Below are 20758 nucleotides of genomic sequence, written 5' to 3'. Positions count from 1 at the left end.
TTAAATTTTCCAACCTGAATGCAGTGCTGCAATCGTACCGGTGAGATTGCGGTACGATACGCGCGAAAATCCTGCTTGCTTGATCATATGGGCAAAATCATCTTGTTTAGGAAACTTGCGAATAGATTCAACCAAATAACGATAAGCATCACCATCATTTGCAATAAATTGACCCAGCTTAGGGATAGCATGGAAAGACCAAAGATCATAAATTTTATCGAGCCAAGGCATCTCAACATTTGAAAATTCTAAACATAAGAAACGTCCACCGGGCTTTAAAACGCGAAAAGCTTCTCTAAGAGCTTGATCAATATGAGGAACATTGCGAATTCCAAAAGCAATCGTGTAAGCGTCAAAGCTTTGGTCTTCAAAGGGGAGATGTTCTGCATTGGCTTCAACAAAATCAATCAGAGGAGCAAGACCATTTTTTTGTGCGCGTTGTTTGCCAATGCTGAGCATAGAACCATTAATATCAAGCACCGTAGCATGGGCTTTTTGACGTGAAGCCTTAAGGATGCGAAAAGCAATATCACCTGTACCACCAGCGACATCGAGAACTCTCCAATGAGAAAGCGCTGGTGGAGAAAGCCATGCAACCATAGAATTTTTCCACACACGGTGTAGCCCTAAGGATAAGATATCATTCATCTTGTCATAATTTTCAGCAACAGAATGAAACACCCCATCGACCATGGATTGTTTTTGTGTTTCATCAACTCTTGTAAAACCAAAAGAGTGCTCCATACCCCCTTTGGCTCCTACACGTTCTGTTTCGGTTGCCATGTATATGACCTTCCTTATTTTTCTTTTATCGTAAATGAAATAGAGAGGTAATGTTCAAATACGAAAAAACAACGTATAAAACTGCGATGTTTATACAGCCCAAAACAAAAGAATACCTTTAGATATCAAGATTGGCAACGCTTAAGGCATTGTCTTGAATAAAAATACGTCTAGGTTCAACTTCATCACCCATGAGACGAGAAAAGAGTGAATCTGCATCGGTTGCATCATTAATTTTTACTTGTAAAAGAGAACGCGCATTGGGATCAAGCGTTGTTTCCCAAAGTTGTTCAGCATTCATTTCCCCAAGACCTTTATAACGTTGAAGAGTAATACCCTTTTTACCGTTTGTAAAAATGCTCTCTAAAAGGCTCATAGGTCCAAAAATACGCTCTGTTTTATCTTTGCGGCGTAAAAGAAGGGGAGGATGATATATATCGTTAAAATTTTGGGAAATGCGATCAATTTGACGTGCATCGGTTGAGTTTATAAGTCCTACATCAAGCGCGATAACATCTTTAACGCCACGCAAAATACGCTCAAAACATAAACTTCCATCTTCTATATATTGTCCACTCCAACCCTGTTCCATATCATCAGCAATCAGATTAAGGCGGTGTGCGACAGCCTCTGCTATTTTTTGCGCTTTTTCTTGTGTTGTAAAGGCTTCAGGGTTAAAAGCGCCAACAATGGCTGCTTGCTCAACAATATTGCGGTCATAACGGGTATGAAGACCATTTAAAAGTTGACGGAATACACGGGCATCTTTCGCGAGTTGATATAAATCAGCCCCTGCACGAACTTCTCCCGTTGAAAGTTCGAGGGTTGTTTCTTCTAGTCCCGTATCGATCAAGAATTCTTCAAAGGCTGCTTCATTTTTAATATATTGAGAAGATTTTCCACGCGATACTTTATAAAGAGGTGGTTGAGCAATATAAAGATGTCCACGTTCGATTAACTCGGGCATTTGTCTAAAAAAGAAAGTGAGCAGCAGAGTACGTATATGGGCTCCATCAACGTCCGCATCTGTCATGATAATAATCTTATGATAGCGTAATTTATCGGGTGAAAATTCATCTTTACCAATAGACGTTCCAAGAGCTGTAATCAGTGTTCCGATCATATCAGATGAGAGCATGCGGTCGAAGCGAGCTCGCTCAACATTGAGGATTTTTCCGCGGAGAGGTAAAATTGCTTGATTTTGACGTGAGCGTCCACTTTTTGCTGAACCACCAGCCGAATCTCCCTCGACAATAAAGATTTCTGATTTTGCAGGATCACGCTCTTGGCAATCGGCAAGTTTTCCTGGCAGAGAAGTGATATCAAGCGCTCCTTTTCGCCTTGTGAGTTCACGTGCTTTGCGTGCAGCTTCACGTGCTGTTGCAGCTTCCACCACTTTACTAATGAGAAGCTTTGCTTCATTAGGATGTTCTTCCAGCCATATTGAAAGACCTTCATTGACCAAATTTTCAACTATAGGGCGGACTTCAGAAGAAACCAACTTATCTTTTGTTTGTGAAGAAAATTTAGGATCAGGAACTTTGACAGAAAGAATAGCTGTTAATCCTTCACGACAATCATCACCGGTTAAATTCACTTTTTCTTTTTTGGCAATCCCTGAAGATTCAGCATAACCATTAATTTGACGTGTAAGAGCACTTCTAAAACCGATTAAATGCGTTCCACCATCACGCTGAGGAATATTATTGGTAAAACACAAGACCTTTTCATGGTAGGAATCATTCCACCATAGGGCAACATCAACGCTCATACCATCTTTTTCACTTGCAATGTAAATAGGAGTATCTAAGAGCGCTTTTTTTGATTGATCAATATATTTGACAAACTCTGTCAATCCGCCTTCATAATGTAATTCAACGGATTTAATGTCAGCATGACGCTCGTCAACAAGAAGAATATGAACCCCAGAATTTAGAAAGGCCAATTCTCGTAAACGACGCTCTAAAGTTTCAAAGTCAAACTCAACCATAGTAAAGGTTTCAGAGCTTGGTAAAAATCTAATTTCTGTTCCACTTTCTTGATCACAATCGCCAACAACTTTTAATGGAGCATCAGCCACCCCATGGGTAAATGATATTTCATGAATTTTACCATTTCGTCTGATTTGCAATTTAAGCCAAACAGAGAGTGCATTCACAACAGAGACACCAACACCGTGCAATCCACCTGAAACTTTATAAGAGTTTTGATCAAATTTTCCGCCAGCATGAAGCTGTGTCATGATAACTTCTGCGGCAGAAATACCTTCTGTTGGATGGATATCTGTTGGAATTCCACGTCCATTATCACGAACAGAACAAGAGCCATCAGCATGGAGTGTGACGTTTACAAGAGTTGCGTGACCAGCTAAAGCTTCATCAATAGCATTGTCTACAACTTCATAGACCATATGATGTAACCCGGATCCATCATCCGTATCACCGATATACATACCAGGACGTTTGCGTACAGCATCGAGACCTTTGAGAACTTTGATAGAAGCGGCGCCATAGTCATCGCCTTTTGTCGGTGAGGTTATTTCATCACTCATAAGTTAGTCCATTTCTGTGTTCAATTTACAATATCTTATCTGCTTTTTTAAGCTCAATGTTCTGATCAGTTATTTATGGAATAACCACGTTAAACATTTACCGTATATCAGCTCTAGATTCAATATCTGTCACTATATAATGAAGCGAATGATGAAATGATATTAAATTATTGTACAGTAAAACACCGTCATTTAGGGCGATAATATAGGAAAAGTAAGTTTCTCTTTGATATATTTAAGTATTTTTACAGTGGATGGTGAATATTTAGGGCAGTGCTTATCCATATAGCTTTTAGTTAAGTGAATCGCATGAATGGGAAGACCAAAAAAATTAAAAGCGTAATTTATCGAGAGAAACCAACTCTCTTCAGGCTAACGTCGGTACGAATCCCTTTCCTTTAAGATTTGTGGACGAGGTCAATTAAGCTTTACGTAAGCTTTAAACGTAAAGTTTAAAATTGTGTAAAGAGCGATATTATTGTTTATTTTTAAATATGCGTAATATTTAAAATTAGTTGTGCATCTTTGTATTATACGAACAAAGATTTTATTTTTTACTTAATCAATCAACCTTCAATCCTAATGAAATCGTATATTTAACACAAAGATAATGGGTTTCCTAAACTGCCCAAGTTTTTGTATCTTAAATTAAGGCGAGAATATTGTGTATATTTGGTTGTGCTATTCTAGTAATGGAGATTACATCTCTCATTCAAAATAAAATGCTATTGTATTGTTCATTCACACATTTTTTTTAAAGAAGCATCTCTCAATGTATTTTAAAAAAATATATGAAAATTGTTAAAATTTTTAACAGTTTTAGAAAAGTGCAAGAATTTTATTTGTTAAACGGCAGATATTTTAGTGAAGTGCGTTAGATAATAACTAAGAAAAGTTTAATCTTAGCTTTGAAAAATGGGGGAGAGATTTTGAAAATAAGAAAACCTATGCATATAAAACATCTTCAATGGCGTTTACGGTACTTTTTAGTCAATAATCTATACACTATTTTTATTCGTATTTTATTTGTAGCAGGGGGATTTTTATTTTTCTCTTACGCAGAAGCTGGGATAGCTGGAAGGCTGCCTTCTTTTTTTGATTCGCATGAACATTTGATACAACCTGATACCACGGATATCATTCGTTTGCGTTTTGTAACAACTTTTGATTTTCCCCCCTTTAATTTTCTTGATCAAACGGGGCATCTTGCAGGTTATAATATCGATTTATTACGTGCTATTTGCTCAAAATTACAATTAGAAAAATTTTGTGAAGTAGAAGTGGTTCCTTGGAAAGAGCTTGTAGAGCATGTCAAAAATGGTGGTGCAGAAGTTATTATTGCGGGTTTAAAAGAAACAAGTCAAACCCAGCAAGATCTTGTTTTTACAAAGTCATATTTGCGCTTTCCAGCGCGATTTGTTGCTTCTCAAAAATTAAATCTCGATGAGCCAATAAGCGATCAATTGGTCCATTTAACCAGTGGTGTTTTGTCTAAAAGTGTTCACGAAAAGCTCTTTCATTATTATTTCCCTAAAGCACAATGGCAAGGATTTAAAGAGAGAGAAGAGCTCTATAAAGCCTTAGAGGAGCATAAAATTGACCTTATTTTTGATGATGGATTTGCTTTATCGTTATGGGGCAAAAATCAAAAATCTGTTGATTGCTGCCATTTTGTTGGAGGGGCATATATGGCACCGCAGTTATTGGGGCAAGGAATGCAGCTTGCTGTTGCAAAAAAGAATGAAAAATTGGTTGATATCCTCAATTATGCACTAAAATCTCTAGAAGAGGATGGTAAGCTTACAGAGCTTTATTTGCGATATTTTCCAGTAAGTTTTTACTGACGAAAAGTTTTTTAGTTCAGAGCTGTTAATCTTTCCGTACCGAGTCGATAGGAGATGGCTTCTGCGAGATGATGGCGTGAAAGATTATCGGATCCATCAAGATCAGCAATCGTACGCGCAACTTTGAGAATGCGATGATAAGCACGTGCAGAAAGATGCATTTTTTCACTCACCTCTCGTAAGAGTATGGCGGCATTTTTATCAGGAATGGCAATTTGTTCTATAATTTTGGCAGGGCAATCGCCATTGGTTCGGATATGGTCAAACCCTAGTGTTGCAAAGCGTTGAGCTTGAATAGTACGGCACCGTGCGACACGTTTAGCAACATCGCAGCTTTTTTCTGATTGCTCTGGTTGCATAAGGTCCATCGCTGTCAAAGCAGGAACATCAATCCGTAAATCAATTCGATCGAGCAGCGGACCAGAAATACGGGATTGATAATCGATTTGACAGCGTATTCCTTTAGAACAAACATGGCCTTTTTCACCTGCCATACCACATCGGCAAGGATTCATTGCGGCAATGAGTTGGAAGCGAGCAGGATAGCTGATATGATGATTAGCGCGGGCTATAACCGATTCTCCACTTTCTAAAGGTTGACGAAGGGAATCAAGAACCTGCGGAGAAAATTCAGGCAACTCATCAAGAAATAATACGCCATTATGGGCAAGAGAGACTTCTCCTGGTCGTCCTTTAAGCCCCCCACCAATCATTGCAGCCATGGAAGCAGAATGATGTGGAGCACGAAAGGGGCAATGAAGTGAAATGGTATTATGGACTGTTTCTCCTGTAATAGAAGCAATTAGAGAGACATCTAAAAGCTCACGACTATCAAGAGGGGGTAAAATAGAAGGTAAGCGTTGCGCCAACATAGATTTTCCAGCTCCAGGAGGGCCAACAAACAAAAGGTTATGGCGTCCAGCAGCACAAACTTCTAAGGCACGTTTGGCTGTTTTCTGTCCTTTGATTTCGCAAAGATCTGGAAGTTCAGTTTCAATAGTATATTGGCGCGGTTGTGGACGTTTTTGAATTTGGGTTCCTTTAAAATGATTGACGATAGTGAGAAGAGTCTCTGGGGCAAGAATATTTATTTCTGCATTTGCCCATGCGGCTTCAGGTCCACATTGAAAGGGACAAATCAGTCCTTTATCGAGTGATACAGCTGTCATGGCAGCTGGTAAAACCCCGTTGACGGCAGTCAGTGAACCATCCAGTGACAATTCGCCTAAAATGACATAATCTTGCGCTACGTCAGGAGGGAGAATTCCCATAGCAAGCATTAAACCTACGGCAATTGGCAAATCATAATGTGATCCCTCTTTAGGCAAATCAGCTGGTGCAAGATTAATCGTAATTCGTTTGGTCGGCATAGAAAGCCCACAAGCATGGAGGGCTGCTTGTACACGTTCACGGCTTTCTGCGACTGCCTTATCGGCTAATCCAACAATAGCCATTCCTATTTTACCGGGCGAAATCATAACCTGTACATCGACAGGAACTGCTTCTAGACCGCGAAAAGCAACAGTTGTAATACGTGCGATCATTGATCTCCCCCTTTAGACTTGGGAGAGACAATCATATCTACGCATAAAAATCAAGAAGCATCTCTATGGTTTTTTTAATGGAGAGATCTATATACGTACGCAGATTTTTGTAGCGTTCTCATGGCAAGTTATTTGTACAAATTTAACCATGATAATATGGAGCGCAATAAAACATTTATAATAAGCTAAATGAATATGTTAAGAAAAAGGAATGAGGCTGTTTGTATGACATAACAGAGCAGAATTTTGTTAAGATATGAGGGGAGGGTGACGTTATGTATCGCAGAGTGTTATTTGATGTGATAAAACGTGTAAAGTATGCAAAGTGGTTATATTTACCTTTCTTATTTTATATTATTTAAAAGTGTAGTAGATGCAAGTGTATTAAAGGTATCTGATTTATGGTATCCAAAACAAGAATTTTGTTAAAATCAGGAACTGTACGCTGTGTATTTATAGGCTTGTGTTTCGTTTTTGCTTTTCCACAGCCACTTGCTGCATTTGATTTTTTCGGCATCCCTATTTTTGGTCAAAAGAAAAAAAAATCTTCTTCACAGTATGTCAAAAGTACAGAGAGATTTTATAAAGTTGATATTATTACACCACCAGGAGCGCCATTAGAAGGTATAAAAATAGTTAAATCTGTCTCTTCTCTTTTTGCAGATAAAGAGAAAGCATCTGCGAGTTCTTCTGGTTTGTTAGCCAAAGCGCGTTCAGATTATCGGGCTATTCTTTCTGCTCTTTATGCTGATGGGCGCTATGGGGGTGTTATTAGTATTAAAATTAATGGTTTAGAAGCCGCTGATTTAAGTCCGGTAACTCAACTTCCAGCACAATCAAATATCGTTATTACGATTAATGCTGGTCCACAATATATTTTGAGTATTGCAAATATTGATAAAGTAGCGCCCTATGAAAAACGTAAAGCGCATAAAATGCCTACAATTGAAGAATTGGGCTATAAAGTTGGCGCTATTGCCAAATCTGAAACCATTTTGAAAGCAGAAAAATGGGCGGTCGAAGGATGGCGTCAACAAGGTTATGCTAAAGCTAAAATTATGAAAAGTGAGATCGTGGCTGACCATGCTGCGTTGCGTGTTGAAGGGCGGATTGTTGTTGATCCTGGACAAAAGGCTTATTATGGTCCGCTAACTGTACGTAATATAAGTAAGAAACCACGTGTAGATTCAGCTTATATCGCATGGATGACCGGATTGAAGCCAGGTCAGAAATACGATTCCGATGCGTTAGCTAAAGCAAATGAACGTCTTGCACGCCTTGGTGTTTTTCGTGCTATTAATATACGAGAGGCTGATACCATTAACCCAGATGGCAGTTTACCGCTTACACTTGTTGTACAAGAACGTAAACCGCGTCGTTTTGGTTTAGGGGGTGGTTATTCAACATTAGATGGTGCTGGTTTTGAAGCTTATTGGATGCATAACAATCTTTTTGGTCATGCAGAGACCCTTAAAATTGAAACAAAAATAAGTGGTGTTGGCAGAAATAAAAAACAATCATATAATTTTAAGAACTTTGATTACCTTTTCGGTGGTACATTTATAAAGCCGGGTGTACTCACGCCTGATACAGATCTCAGGTCAGAATTAAAAATACGACAAGATGTTCTAGAAAATTATACGACAAAAGCCATCAAAGGGAAATTAGGTATTACACATATTTTCAATAGTAATCTATCGGGACAGGCAGCTATAGAAGTTTCGAATGGTTATTCACGTGATATCTATTTTGGGAGTCGTAATTTTACAACAATTGGTTTCCCTACCGGTTTGATTTACGATAGTCGTAATAATAAGTTCAGTGCAACAAAAGGTTTATATGGTGAAGTTTTCATTGAGCCCTTTTATGAGATGCGTTTTAGCAACTTTGTCGCAAAAGTAACGGCAGAAGGTCGTTCTTATTGGGCGCTGGATGAAGGGAATCGTTTTGTTTTTGCTGCGCGGGCAAAGCTTGGCACAATTCTTGGGAATGATACAGCACAAATTCCTGCGGATACGCTCTTTTTTGCTGGTGGTGGTGGCTCTGTTCGTGGTTATGCATATCGTAATATTGGTATCAAAACAGAAAATGATGTGGTTGTTGGTGGACGGGCGCTTATTGAGGGATCGGCAGAATTGCGGGTTTCTTTAAATGATAAAATAGGATTTGTCAGTTTTCTTGATGGAGGTCTCGTAGGAGAAAAGTCAAATTTTGACTTTTCTCAAAAAATTAAATGGGGAGCCGGTATAGGAGGTCGCTATATGACGGGTCTTGGTCCTTTACGCGTTGATTTAGCCTTTCCTTTAAAGAGAGAGCAGGGTGATCCTCGCATTGGTTTTTATGTAGGTATAGGACAAGCATTTTAATGAAAAAAACTGTACGTTTATTAGCTTTCTTCTTTGGACTTGTGTTTTTTTTGGTCGGTGGTTTTGTTTTTGCACAGAGAGAAGACCGTCTTCCCTCTAGCGAAGAGACAGCAGATGATCGTTCATGGTTTGTTTCTTTAATTGAACGCAAACTTTCAACACCTAATCGTCAAGTTCGTTTACACAATATACAAGGGACGTTGTCTTCTCAAACATCAATTGATGCTATTACTGTCAGTGATAAAAATGGGGTTTGGCTTAAAATTACCAATGCTAAAATGGATTGGAATCGTCTAACGCTGCTAAGAGGGCGGATGGATATTAATCAGCTTTCAGCAGAACAGGTTACGTTTTTACGCAAACCACAAGGCAATTCTTCTTTTATTTCTTCCCTTGAGACGGGGAGGTTTTCTTTACCAAAATTGCCGCTTGCTCTTTCTATTAATACGCTTACAGCTCAGCATGTGACGTTTGAACAGAATCTTTTTGGTTTTTCTGCTGATATGTCCTTAGAAGGCAATTTCACTTTGGCGAGTGGTAATCTTGATGTTGATATAGTGGCGCATCGTTTAGATGCACCGGGTTCTTTTTCTGTTCTTACCAAGATATCTGAGAACAATCGTACAGCTAAAATTGATATCTCTGCTGATGAACCACAAAATGGTATTTTGGCAAATGTTTTTAACATTGAAAAACGTCCAGCATTAAATCTCGCCATTAAAGGTGATGGTACTTTTGATGATTTGGTTATCAAACTTTCTTTAGAAGCCGATCATCATTCTATTTTAGATGGTCATGTTATTCTTGCAAGTGTTTCAGAGGGACACAGTTTTTCTACGAAACTAGAGGGTAGATTGGAGCCTTTAATACCTGCGCAATATCGTCATCTCTTCGCATCTGATATAACATTAAAAGCAGAGGCAAGAAGAACAAGAGAGGGGGGAACACACCTTGATCAGATGGTTCTTCAGAGCAAAGAAATGAATGTTATCGCCAATGCTGAAATAACAGCTGATGGATTTTTGCGGCGGCTTTTTGTTGATGGCAAAATGGCTCTTGATAACGAAAAAGAGTCTGTTCATTTACCGGTATCAGAGGCGCCAAAACCTGCAAATAATGTTGCTTTAAACATTGACTATGGTCGCGAAGGACAGCAATCTTGGAATGGGAGGCTTGTTGTACATCATTTTAGAAATAAAAATATTTATATTCGCGATGCTGTTTTTGATATGGGGGGAGTAAGCGAAAGTCTTGATAATGCGGCTTCTCGTCATATTGGTGTTCAGGTTAATGGAACGCTTCAAGGGGTTAAAAAGATTAAAGGAACGTTGGTAGAAGATTTAAGCCAAGCGGTTCATATGCATTTAGATACGGATATTGTTTCGCATAAACCAATTTTGATTCATGATTTTAGTGTTACGGCTCAGGGTTTTTCTTCTTGGTTAAAAGGGACAATGGAGCATTTTATTTTTACAGGCGATCTTGGTTTAAAAGCTCAAACATTAGCTCCTTTGGAAATGTTCAGTAAACAACCACTCTCTGGTAATGCAGATATTACAGCCAAAGGAACGATCGGTTTACTGAGTGGCATTTTTGATTTGAAATTATCAGGAATGGCTGACAATATGAAAATAGGTGTGCAGCCTTTTGATCGTTTATTCAAAGGAAATATCACTCTTTCAGGTGGTGTTGCTCGAAATACCACGGACTTCATTTTACGTCATTTGAATTTGAAAAATCAATATACCAACATACAGGCTAATGGCTATTTTTCGGATGAAAGCGCTAAAATGGACTTATCTGCTCAAATATCTGATCTCGCCAAATTAGATCCGAAGATAAGCGGTGCAATTACCATTCAAGGGACAGCAAGAGGGCGCAATAGCCATATAAAACTCAATACAAGTGCTCATGTTGCTGAAGCGTTGGTTGTAGGGAAAAAACTTCAAAACACAACACTTAATATACAGGTACTTGTAGATAATACAGCACCCGTTACTTCTTTAACGGGGGGGGTAAAAGGTGAAGGAATTTTTGCTCATAAACCTCTGCATTTATCTGCTTCTTTTAAAGATTCTCATAAAATTCGAAAACTTGAAAATATCGATATTAAAGGGGGAAGTGTAAAAATAACGGGTGATCTTTCTCAACAACTTGGAGGCTTTTTGAAAGGAGCGCTGCATATTGATGCCGATGATATTTCAGTACTTTCAGCATTATTGTTGCAGGATGGTAGTGGAAAAGTAAAAGGAGATTTTATTTTTGATGAACAAAATGGCAAACAAAAAGCTCATGTGAAGGCGCACGTTAACCATTTGAATTTTGCCAAGAATAAAATAAAAAAACTGGCAATAGATGCCGACATATTCGATCCTTTTGGTACGACACAGTTTGAAGGCGTTATCAATGCAGAGCATATCCAAACTCCTTTGATAATGGTCAATCGTTTAAATGCTCACGCCAATAGAGATAATGAACAAACGGTTTTTACTGTCCAAGCGATGGTGCATGATGCTCTGAAGGCTCAGCTTTCTGGTCGTGTAATGGGTGTAGGACTTCCAAAAGGCATAAAGCGAGAAGTGCGAATTGAAGCCATAGACTTAAAACAACACCATTTCCATGCAACATTGCCAAAACCGTCGATAATTGTTTTTGATAAAGATGGAATGACAATCAATGAATTAGGAATTGCAATAAATGGCGGTAAAATTACTCTTGCAGGGAATATTCAAGATACCATGAATTTGCAACTTACCGTGGATGCTCTTCCTGCTACTTTGGCCAATCTGTGGAAATCCGATCTTGGAGCAGCAGGGAGTGTAACAGGACAGGTTATGATTCGTGGTCATTTTAAAAAACCTGATATAACCTACGATATAAAAGGTGAGGGACTGACAAGCGTTACGCTTCAAGATAAAAAAATTATGCCTTTTTCGCTTTCTGCTACGGGAAAAACCTTAGATCAAAACCTTACTTTGAATGCAAGTGTCACAGGAGAAGGAATACAAGCACAAGCTCAGGGGCTTGTATCTTTAGAGAAAGACAAGCTTGATCTCCATATTAATTTGCAAAATTTATCTGCAAGTTTGGCGAATAGTTTTATTGCAGGACAAGCGTTTGATGGGACGGTGATAGGCAAAATTGATATTGGTGGAACAATGAAGGATCCATCTGCTCATTTTGAGCTTTCTAGTCAAAGTTTAACCGCTATGACGCCTAAAGGACCGATGTCAATCAATATCAATGCTCGTGGTTCTTATAAAAACTCGACATTTCATATTGCAAATATGATAGCAACAGGAGATAAAGGATTAGATTTTTCCATCCATGGGCCTGTTTCTCTTAATGGTTCAGAGGCAAAATTAAACGTTAAAGGGATAATGCCTCTTGATTTTGTTAATCTCTTATTAGCTAAGCGTGGTGCACATATAACGGGCACAGCAAGAATTGATACAGCTCTTAATGGTGCGTTATCAAAGCCACAATTTATTGGAAATATTTCTATAGGCGATGGTAGTTTTTTTGATTCAAAAACCAATGTAGGCTTGAATAATATAACGCTTGAAGGCAAATTAGATGGCGACCATATTCTTATAGAGAAAGCTTCAGCTTCTTCGTTTGAGGGAGGGAAAATTTCTGCTTCAGGTCGTATCTCTAATGATCTAGAGTCTGATTTGATTTTTCATCTTGATAATGCCAATTATAACGATGGTTCTATGATTCTTGCAACATTGTCAGGTGATATAACAATGACAGGTCATTTTCTAAGTGATCTTGTTATTGGTGGTGATATCATTGTTGAAAAAGCTGAAATTCTGGTCCCTGATCATTTTAAAAATGCTAAGTTTCTTGATGTCAGAAATAAGAATTTAACAAAACCAATTCAAACAACACTTGAACGTGCTGATGTTAAGGGCACGAACAAAAGCCCTAGTGTCACAGAAGAATCGTCATCTGTTGTGCTATCAAATATGCGTATTACAGCACGCAATCAATTTTTTGTACGAGGAAAAGGGCTAGATGCCGAACTGGGAGGACGTATTAATTTAGCAGGTCCATTAAATGATGTGCATCCAGTGGGTGAGTTTAGAATGATTCGTGGACGTTTTGATATTCTTTCACAACGTCTTAATTTTGATCAAGGACAAGCGAGTTTTAGCGGTAATCTTAATCCTACGGTTTATTTTGTAACCAACAATAACAGTGGTGACATTCGCGTCACTGTAACTGTAAGTGGAACGATTGATAATCTTGATATTAATTTTTCTTCACAACCGAATTTGCCGCAGGATGAGATTTTGGCGCGTTTGATTTTTAATCGCTCTCTTAATGAACTATCACCATTTCAGATTGCTCAACTTGCGGCAGCAGCAGCTGATCTTGCGGGTGCTTCTAATACATCTTTGTTGAACACTTTACGAACTAAAATTGGACTTGATGATCTTGATGTTATCGTTAATGAAAAGGGTAATACAGGCTTACGTATTGGTCGATACATACACAATAACATTTATTTAGGCTTTGAAGCAGGGTCTGATGGAACGACGAAAGGCACAATTAATTTGGATATTTCGCGTCATCTCAAAGCTAAAGGTGCTATAGGAAATGAACAAAATTCTAGTATTGGTCTCTTTTATGAAAGAGACTATTAAAGATTGAATTTTTAAAAAACAATTTCTTTATTTTTTGTCTCTCATTTCTAAAGCTGAAGAAGGAAACCTAGACTAGGAATACACTCAAAGGTGAAGTGTTTTATTGCGGTATGAAGAAAACGATCTAAAATAGTTGATTTTTTGTTTATGGCATACTCTAAAGAGACAAAATCTTCACGAAGGAGAGCATGTTATTTTGCTGATCTATAACTTATTTTAGAGATAAACCTTGTTCTCAAGCTCATTTCATACTGTTGCCTAAAGAGTATAATATATACAACATATTGATTTATAAAGAATAATTTATCGTCATTCAATTTGAATTAGAACTTTGCACTTTGAATGCCGTAAGCTTCTCTCATTCATTGTAAATCTCTTTCATGTTGAATCAATCAAAATCATTCACGTGCATATCATAAGTGGAGAAAGCCGTGTGAATAAAAACTGTACAAGAAATGACTAAAAATGCCTCTTTATGAACCATCTCGAGAGCTAAGGGCTGTCACCAACACCTACGAGTTGGCAAAATAGTGTGAATGGTGCCGGTTTATTACTCTATAAGCGTAAACGATGGAGGTGCTGAATAGATTTGTTGTACAATTTATGGGCGTTGTCGCGAAATGGGCTTTGGGGGAACGTTGAGAGATGTTTCTTTAAAACAAGCCCATGAGTTTGCAATACAATGGCATTTCTATTTCATGGGAAGGACATGTTGCCATTAAAGAACACGATAAACAAAAGCATGAGGCAAGCGTAGAATTCATAAGATATCGATTTTATTTTCAAACGTATTTAAAGCAATATTTTTTAATAATAAAAATGACCTAATTATTTTACATTTTTGTTTATGGTGTTTTTGAATAAGATCACTTTTCTTATAACAAACAGTTCCAAACAGAACACTATTACTATTGTGGTGCAAACTCATAAACTTGTTTTAAAGAAATATTTCTCAGTGTATGCTTGATCCTATTTCACAATACTGCTTGTGAAATAGGATAAAATTCATACTACCGATATTAATAAAGATATAAGTTGGCATTATCATTTTAGTTTCAGCTTCTCATGTTGCCGACAACCTTTGCGCTTGAAAGCGTAGAGGGATTTTTATTGCTTATCTTAAGCGTTTTTATGGATACGCCAATGCTTTTTATGACGTACAACAAGCTCTTTTGATTGTTTCATCATAAATATAAAGGAGAAATAAGCAAATGACATCGTATCTTTTATTTGAGATGAAAAATAAAATTATGATTACAAATCAATATATTAATATATATCAAAAGATATTTTTGTAAAAATATTTATCAGATTTATATCATATTTTTCTATTTAAGCGGTTAGAAAAAAGAGGAGTGTTCTTCTAGCATATTGAAATCACAGTTTTAATCAGCAATAACGCTTTATATATATAAACGCTTCAAGAAGTTAAGGTATTTGAGGAATATCATTTCTAGAGGTGAAGATAAAACAGAAAAGCTTGCTCTCAAGCAATCTACAACAGTAAAAAGTTTTATAATAAATCCTTTCTTATTTTTCACTCTTTTTCTTTTACATTGAGTATATCTATAGTTTACAGCACGCTTTTTGTAATTGGCATTTATCTCGTTGTGCTCATGGAAGACTGTCATTTGAGGTGTGGTGATAGTAAGGCGTGTAGCCTCTTTGACCAAGTGTTTTGAAAGCATTTTATGAATATTAAGGGTGGCGTTGTTCGTTGAGTCTTTTATAAGTGAATCAAGTTGTTATCGGGTGGAACGAATTCAATAAGAATCTGGATTATTTACAAATTAGATTGAGTAGGAATCTTTGTACTTTTAAGGTGTTAAGAGGAAAAAATTGTCAGCGTAGAGATAAATATGGATAAAGATAGCATCAATCTAGATTTCTCCTTCTTCGTGAAAATTTTTTCAAAACTTTATGGTATTCTCTCTTTTAGGATTTGTAAAACTTACGAATGTTTCATCACTTTCTTAAAAAGAGAAGAAGGTTTTTGATCTCAAGTTTCATGATTAAAAATCAGTTGTATTCAACAAAATAAAAGGGAAGGTTTTCATCTAAATCCAATAAGTTTATTCTCAATAAACCATAAATTCTTTGCTAATTCTTGATTGAAATAATACTTTTCTTTGGTAATTCCGTTTTTACAAATGGAGCGTTAGCTTCTATCCATTTTTTATTTTAAATCTTATTTAAAAGCTTAGAAATTAGGACGTATATTTTTTGAACTGGATATTATGAAGTTTTTTATAAAATCCATGTTCTTTTGCGAGTAATTCTTTCTGAGTCCCTTGTTCAACCAGTTGTCCATTTTGTATGAACACAATTTTATGAGCACGAGCAATCGTTGAAAGGCGATGAGCAATAATGATCGTTGTGCGTCCTTTGGTAAGGTGATGAATGGCTTCATTAATTTGTGCTTCGGTATGTGAATCGAGCGCGCTTGTTGCTTCATCAAGAATCAGAATTTCACTATCGTGAATCATTGCTCTAGCAATAGCGAGTCGTTGTTTTTGTCCCCCTGAAAGATTACAGCCATTATCGCCTATCTGAGTATCATAACCATTTGGCAAATTCATAATAAAGTCATGAGCATTTGCTGCTTTTGCTGCTGCGATAATTTCATCATCACGAGCGCCTTCTTTTCCAAGGCCAATATTATATTTAACGGTTCCTTGAAACAGAAAAGTATCTTGCCCTACATAGGCCATTAGGTTTCTCAGAGAACGAAAAGTTGTGTAGCGAATGTCTTGATCATTAATCAATATACGTCCTTTTGTGGGGTCATAAAGGCGCATAATAAGATTGATAAGGGTTGACTTTCCTGAACCAGACGGCCCCACCAATGCGGTCATTTTCCCGGCTTCTATTTCTAGATTGATGTCTTTCAATACCATTTTGTTATCAGTATATGCAAAAGAAACATGCTCGAAACGAATAGCTCCTTGCGTTTTATTCAGATCTTTAGCTTCTTTATGCTCTATAACTGTAAGGGGACGATCGAGTATTTCAAACATCGTACGGATATTGACCAAGCCAGATTCAATTTTAACACGGACATTTGCGAGTCTTTTTGCTGGTTCATAAGCTAAAAGTAAAGCAACAATAAAGGACATAAATTCACCTTGAACACCTGCGCGTTGGGTTGCAAGGTAACCGGAAAAGCAGATAATACCTGCAATGGCAACACCTGTGAGTGTTTCCATAATCGGATTAGTAATAGCTTCAAGTGTTGCAATATTGTTTGTTTGTTTTTCAACATCACAAATGGCTTTGTCCATCCTTTTTTTCATGACTTCTTCTAGTGAAAAAGCCTTGATGACTCGAATACCAATAGCCGTTTCCTGCACGATTTTTATAATTTCACCAAGTGAAAGAAGTTCTTTTTCCATAAGGCGGCGAACGCGTTTTAAAGCCATTCGAACACCTAAAAAAGCCAGTGGTCCTAAGATTAAAGTGATGGAGATTAACACAAAGTTTTGAATGAACATGACAAGCAACAGACCACTAACAGAGAGCAAATCACGTACAAAAGTTGTGATAATCGTATCAATGATATTACGCACAGCCGTTGCATTATGGGTTACGCGAACAAGCAGATCAGATGACGTGTTATTATGATAAAAGGAGACACCTTGTTCCATAAGACGCGCATAAATTTTGCGTTGTTGTTCAGCAATGATACTGTTGCCTGCTTTGCTTAAAAAGTAAGTTTGGGCAAAAGTTGCACTCCCTTTAAGAATAAAGATAAAAGCAATGAAGCTAGAAATCAAAACGATCATAGCAAAATTCTGCGCATCAACAATATAATTAACAACATCACGCATAATCCACGCACTGGTTGCAGTTGTGCAAGAAATGATGATCATTGAGATAATAGCTGCACTGTACCAACGCGCATGTTTATGAAAATTTTCCCGCAAAAGGCGGATAATAAGATGTTTATCAAAAGAGGAAAGTTGTTTTTTGGCCATGAAGTGCTTCTATATTTTCTTGTTGTTTTATGCAAGATTGAGGCGCTCTTAATTAAAAAGCCTCTTAATCTTTTTTACAAAAAGAACCTTCTTCTTTCAATGTGCGTCATACTCTTTCATGCGACAGCACATCGTATAACGTAAAATCCTCTATAAATGGTTTTTGCATCACTCTTTCATTTATACTTTCATTTATATAAGTATCATCTAAGATATAAGCTGATACCATCACTCTATTGGCATTCGCATATTGCAACAATTCCCCCTAGTCGCTTGAAAACTTTCATAAGAGGATAATGATTTTTTCTATGCACATCATATCCCCTATGATGCGCAAGCGAATATTTTTGTTTGATTCCATATTGAGAAGATTTGGAATGAGAAAATCCTACGATATTCACTTAATTAAAAGGAGCAAAAATATAAATTATCATTATCAATTAATATGTTATTCTATTCTACTCCATGCAAAATATTGCGCAAGGAATTTTTCATGCTTTGAGTATTTAAAAATACATCATTTTCATCTTCATCCTATAACGTTGCGTATTCGCTTTATCCTATTATATTCAGAAGGTTAGATTAAAACCAATGGAATAAAAAAATTTAAAGGCTTTGGTAGTGAACCAACAAAATGATCTATCTTTAAAAGAGATAGTAGCTAAAGTTGCTTAGAAAGCTGGCAATAGAGTTGATAATAAGGGGAAATTTGTAATGAGGAGATGATATCTTATTTTGAAAAATAAGCACTGATTGTTCCCTGGATTATTGAATGCTGTTTGGTAAAGTGTTGTTATTAAGCACCCCCATCTTTACGCTTATGAAGGAACACAAGCTTGCACCATCACACACTTTGCCAGCTCGTGGGTGTTGCGACAGCCCTTGGCACTTGAGACTCTTCATAAGAGGCATTTTTACTCTTTTCTTGTACAGTTTTTATTCACACGGCTCTCTCCGCTTATGATGTGCAAGCAAGTAATTTTGATTGATTCAACATGAGAGAGATTTGAAATGAAAGAACCCTACGATATTCGAGACTCTTAATGAAAAACAATGAATATCTTTATAAATCAGTACGTTGCGATTGCAAGGAACAGATGAGGATGGTCGTGCTAATGGGCTTCATTATCTTTACGGTTATGAAAGTTCAAGCCAACACCATCATTCCTTTACCAGTTTCCCTATTGTTATAACTTTTGACATTTGAAATGGTTCACAAAAGACATTTCTACTTTTTTAATATTTTATGCATTATCTTTGTTTGTGATGTACAAGCAAATGATTTTTTGCTAGATTCTATAAAATAAGAGAGCTCGAAATGAGAAGATCTTACGGTATTCGCACTGTCTCATTTAATATGCAAAATAACGAATTCTTTTTATAAATTGAGAAAGCATTATTAAACTCTTAAAAGGATTTATACAAATTTATAAAACCTTAAAAGCACCACAAAACTCACTGTGGCGCTTCTAGACGGTACTCATCCGCTCATTTTGACGAGTTGCACACAGATATTATTCCAATAAAAAACTATTTAGGCGCGATCACCATCATTATTTGCCGCCCTTCAAGTTTTGGCTCCAATTCAATCTTGGCAATTTCACTTGTATCTTCTTTCACACGCTGCAGAAGCTTTAATCCAAGATCTTGGTGAGCCATCTCACGACCACGAAAACGCAAAGTAATCTTTACTTTATCTCCATGATCAATAAAGCGATGAACAGCCTTCAGCTTGACTCCATAATCATGGACATCAACATTCGGGCGCATCTTAATCTCTTTGATTTCGATGACTTTTTGTTTTTTACGTGTTTCAGCGGCTTTTTTTTGAGTTTGATACTTTAATTTTCCCAAATCGATGATTTTACACACGGGCGGCTCTGCATTTGGTACAATTTCAACCAAATCAAGCCCCGCCTCTGCGGCCATAGCAAGAGCATCTTGTATTGCAACGACCCCCTGATGTTGTCCCGCATCATTGATAAGCTGAACATGAGGGACTCGAATATCCTTATTTGAACGTGGTCCGTCTTTTTGGGTAGGTGTCATTTTAAACGGTTTACGAATGGTTTATGCTCCTTAATTTTGATTCAACTAACAGCTAATTTAATATACAATTATGCGCATAAAAACAACTATAATTCGCGTCTTTTTCATTATTTGATTTGTTACTTTTTTAAGTGATTTGGTTTATAAAAGTTTTTCCCTTAATTTAAAGAAATTGTTTTATGGAGAAAAAAATCATGAATCAAAATATTCCGTGCCAATTTTTTTCGTTTGAGGACACTGCTCTTGCAGTACGCTATCGCAAAGGACGCCACTCTCCAGGTTTGGTTTGGCTTCATGGCTATCAATCCGATATGTTGGGAAGTAAGGCGATGTTGGTTGATCAGTTTGCTCAAAAGAATGATTTATCTTGTTTACGTTTTGATTACTCTGGTCATGGGGAATCGGAAGGAGATTTTTTTCAAGGAACGATTTCACGTTGGGTGAGCGAAAGTTTAGCAACTTTTGAAACCTATTGTGAGGGACCGCAAATTTTGGTTGCTTCCTCTATGGGGGGGTGGATTGCACTAAAGCTTGCTATGATGCTAGCGCAGAAAAATAAGAAGCTTGCTGGTATGATATTAATTGCTCCAGCACCTGATTTTACAAAAACATTGGTGGAACCAGAATTAGGCCCAGAAGAATGGAAAATTTTGGAAGAAAAAGGCTATATTGAACGTCCTGCTGTTGGTGATGAGGAACCAATGCCCTTTACAAGAAAATTGATTGAAGATGGACGCGAAAATTGTGTCATGAAAGGATGCATTGATGTTGGGTGCCCAATTCATATTCTACAAGGGATGGAAGACGATAAGATACCCTATCAGCATACATTGACTTTACTTGATCATTTACCTCTTCATGACGTAACATTGACACTTGTGCGTGATGCCGATCACCGTTTTTCTCGTCCACAAGATTTAGATTGCTTCGAAACAGCCTTGAGATCTTTGATTAATCAGATTAATGCAAAATAAGGGGGCTATTTATTGATAATG

9 protein-coding genes are annotated in these 20758 nt (G+C 37.2%); 4 read left to right on the top strand and 5 right to left on the bottom strand.

The window, feature by feature from the left end:
* Both ubiE and gyrB read right to left on the bottom strand, forming a co-directional pair.
* The gene (ubiE, locus tag PVV57_RS00535) at positions 1-783 is read right to left on the bottom strand and encodes a bifunctional demethylmenaquinone methyltransferase/2-methoxy-6-polyprenyl-1,4-benzoquinol methylase UbiE (protein ID WP_273717447.1); all 783 of its coding nucleotides are present in this window, start codon (positions 781-783) and stop codon (positions 1-3) included.
* A 118-nt stretch (positions 784-901) separates the two neighbouring features.
* Positions 902-3334, bottom strand: a complete 2433-nt coding sequence (gyrB, locus tag PVV57_RS00530) for a DNA topoisomerase (ATP-hydrolyzing) subunit B (RefSeq protein ID WP_273783225.1) — start codon at positions 3332-3334, stop codon at positions 902-904.
* Positions 3335-4281: 947 nt separating this feature from the next.
* Between gyrB and PVV57_RS00525 the strand changes: the two genes are divergently transcribed.
* Complete coding sequence (locus tag PVV57_RS00525; RefSeq protein ID WP_273783284.1) at positions 4282-5178, top strand: transporter substrate-binding domain-containing protein; 897 nt, start codon at positions 4282-4284, stop codon at positions 5176-5178.
* Positions 5179-5189: 11 nt separating this feature from the next.
* Here the strand turns inward: PVV57_RS00525 and PVV57_RS00520 are convergent, their stop codons facing one another.
* A complete protein-coding gene (locus PVV57_RS00520; RefSeq protein WP_273783223.1) occupies positions 5190-6722 on the bottom strand; it encodes a YifB family Mg chelatase-like AAA ATPase in 1533 nt (510 codons plus the stop codon).
* Between the two features lie 401 nt (positions 6723-7123).
* On the opposite strand from PVV57_RS00520, the gene PVV57_RS00515 reads away from it, so the two are divergent.
* On the top strand, positions 7124-9088 hold the full coding sequence (locus PVV57_RS00515; RefSeq protein ID WP_273783221.1) for an autotransporter assembly complex family protein: 1965 nt from the start codon (positions 7124-7126) through the stop codon (positions 9086-9088).
* Positions 9088-13740: a translocation/assembly module TamB domain-containing protein gene (locus tag PVV57_RS00510; RefSeq protein ID WP_273783220.1), complete on the top strand. Its 4653-nt coding sequence runs from the start codon at positions 9088-9090 to the stop codon at positions 13738-13740. Before PVV57_RS00515 ends, PVV57_RS00510 begins: the two co-directional genes overlap by 1 nt.
* Before the next feature lie 2207 nt (positions 13741-15947).
* Here PVV57_RS00510 and PVV57_RS00505 read toward each other — a convergent pair.
* Entirely contained in the window at positions 15948-17714 is a 1767-nt protein-coding gene (locus PVV57_RS00505; protein ID WP_273783218.1) for an ABC transporter ATP-binding protein, read from the bottom strand.
* A gap of 1530 nt (positions 17715-19244) precedes the next feature.
* Positions 19245-19763 (bottom strand): translation initiation factor IF-3, encoded by a 519-nt coding sequence (gene infC / locus PVV57_RS00500; RefSeq protein WP_273717454.1) that lies wholly within the window; start codon positions 19761-19763, stop codon positions 19245-19247.
* A gap of 194 nt (positions 19764-19957) precedes the next feature.
* On the opposite strand from infC, the gene PVV57_RS00495 reads away from it, so the two are divergent.
* Positions 19958-20737 (top strand): carboxylesterase, encoded by a 780-nt coding sequence (locus tag PVV57_RS00495; RefSeq protein WP_273717455.1) that lies wholly within the window; start codon positions 19958-19960, stop codon positions 20735-20737.
* Positions 20738-20758 lie beyond the last annotated feature (21 nt).

The sequence above is a fragment of the Bartonella sp. AU15XJBT genome (assembly GCF_028618615.1).
In the GTDB taxonomy this organism is placed as follows: Bacteria; Pseudomonadota; Alphaproteobacteria; order Rhizobiales; family Rhizobiaceae; genus Bartonella.
The sequence above is the reverse complement of the archived record's forward strand: the minus strand, read 5'-3'. Positions and strand labels throughout refer to the sequence as shown.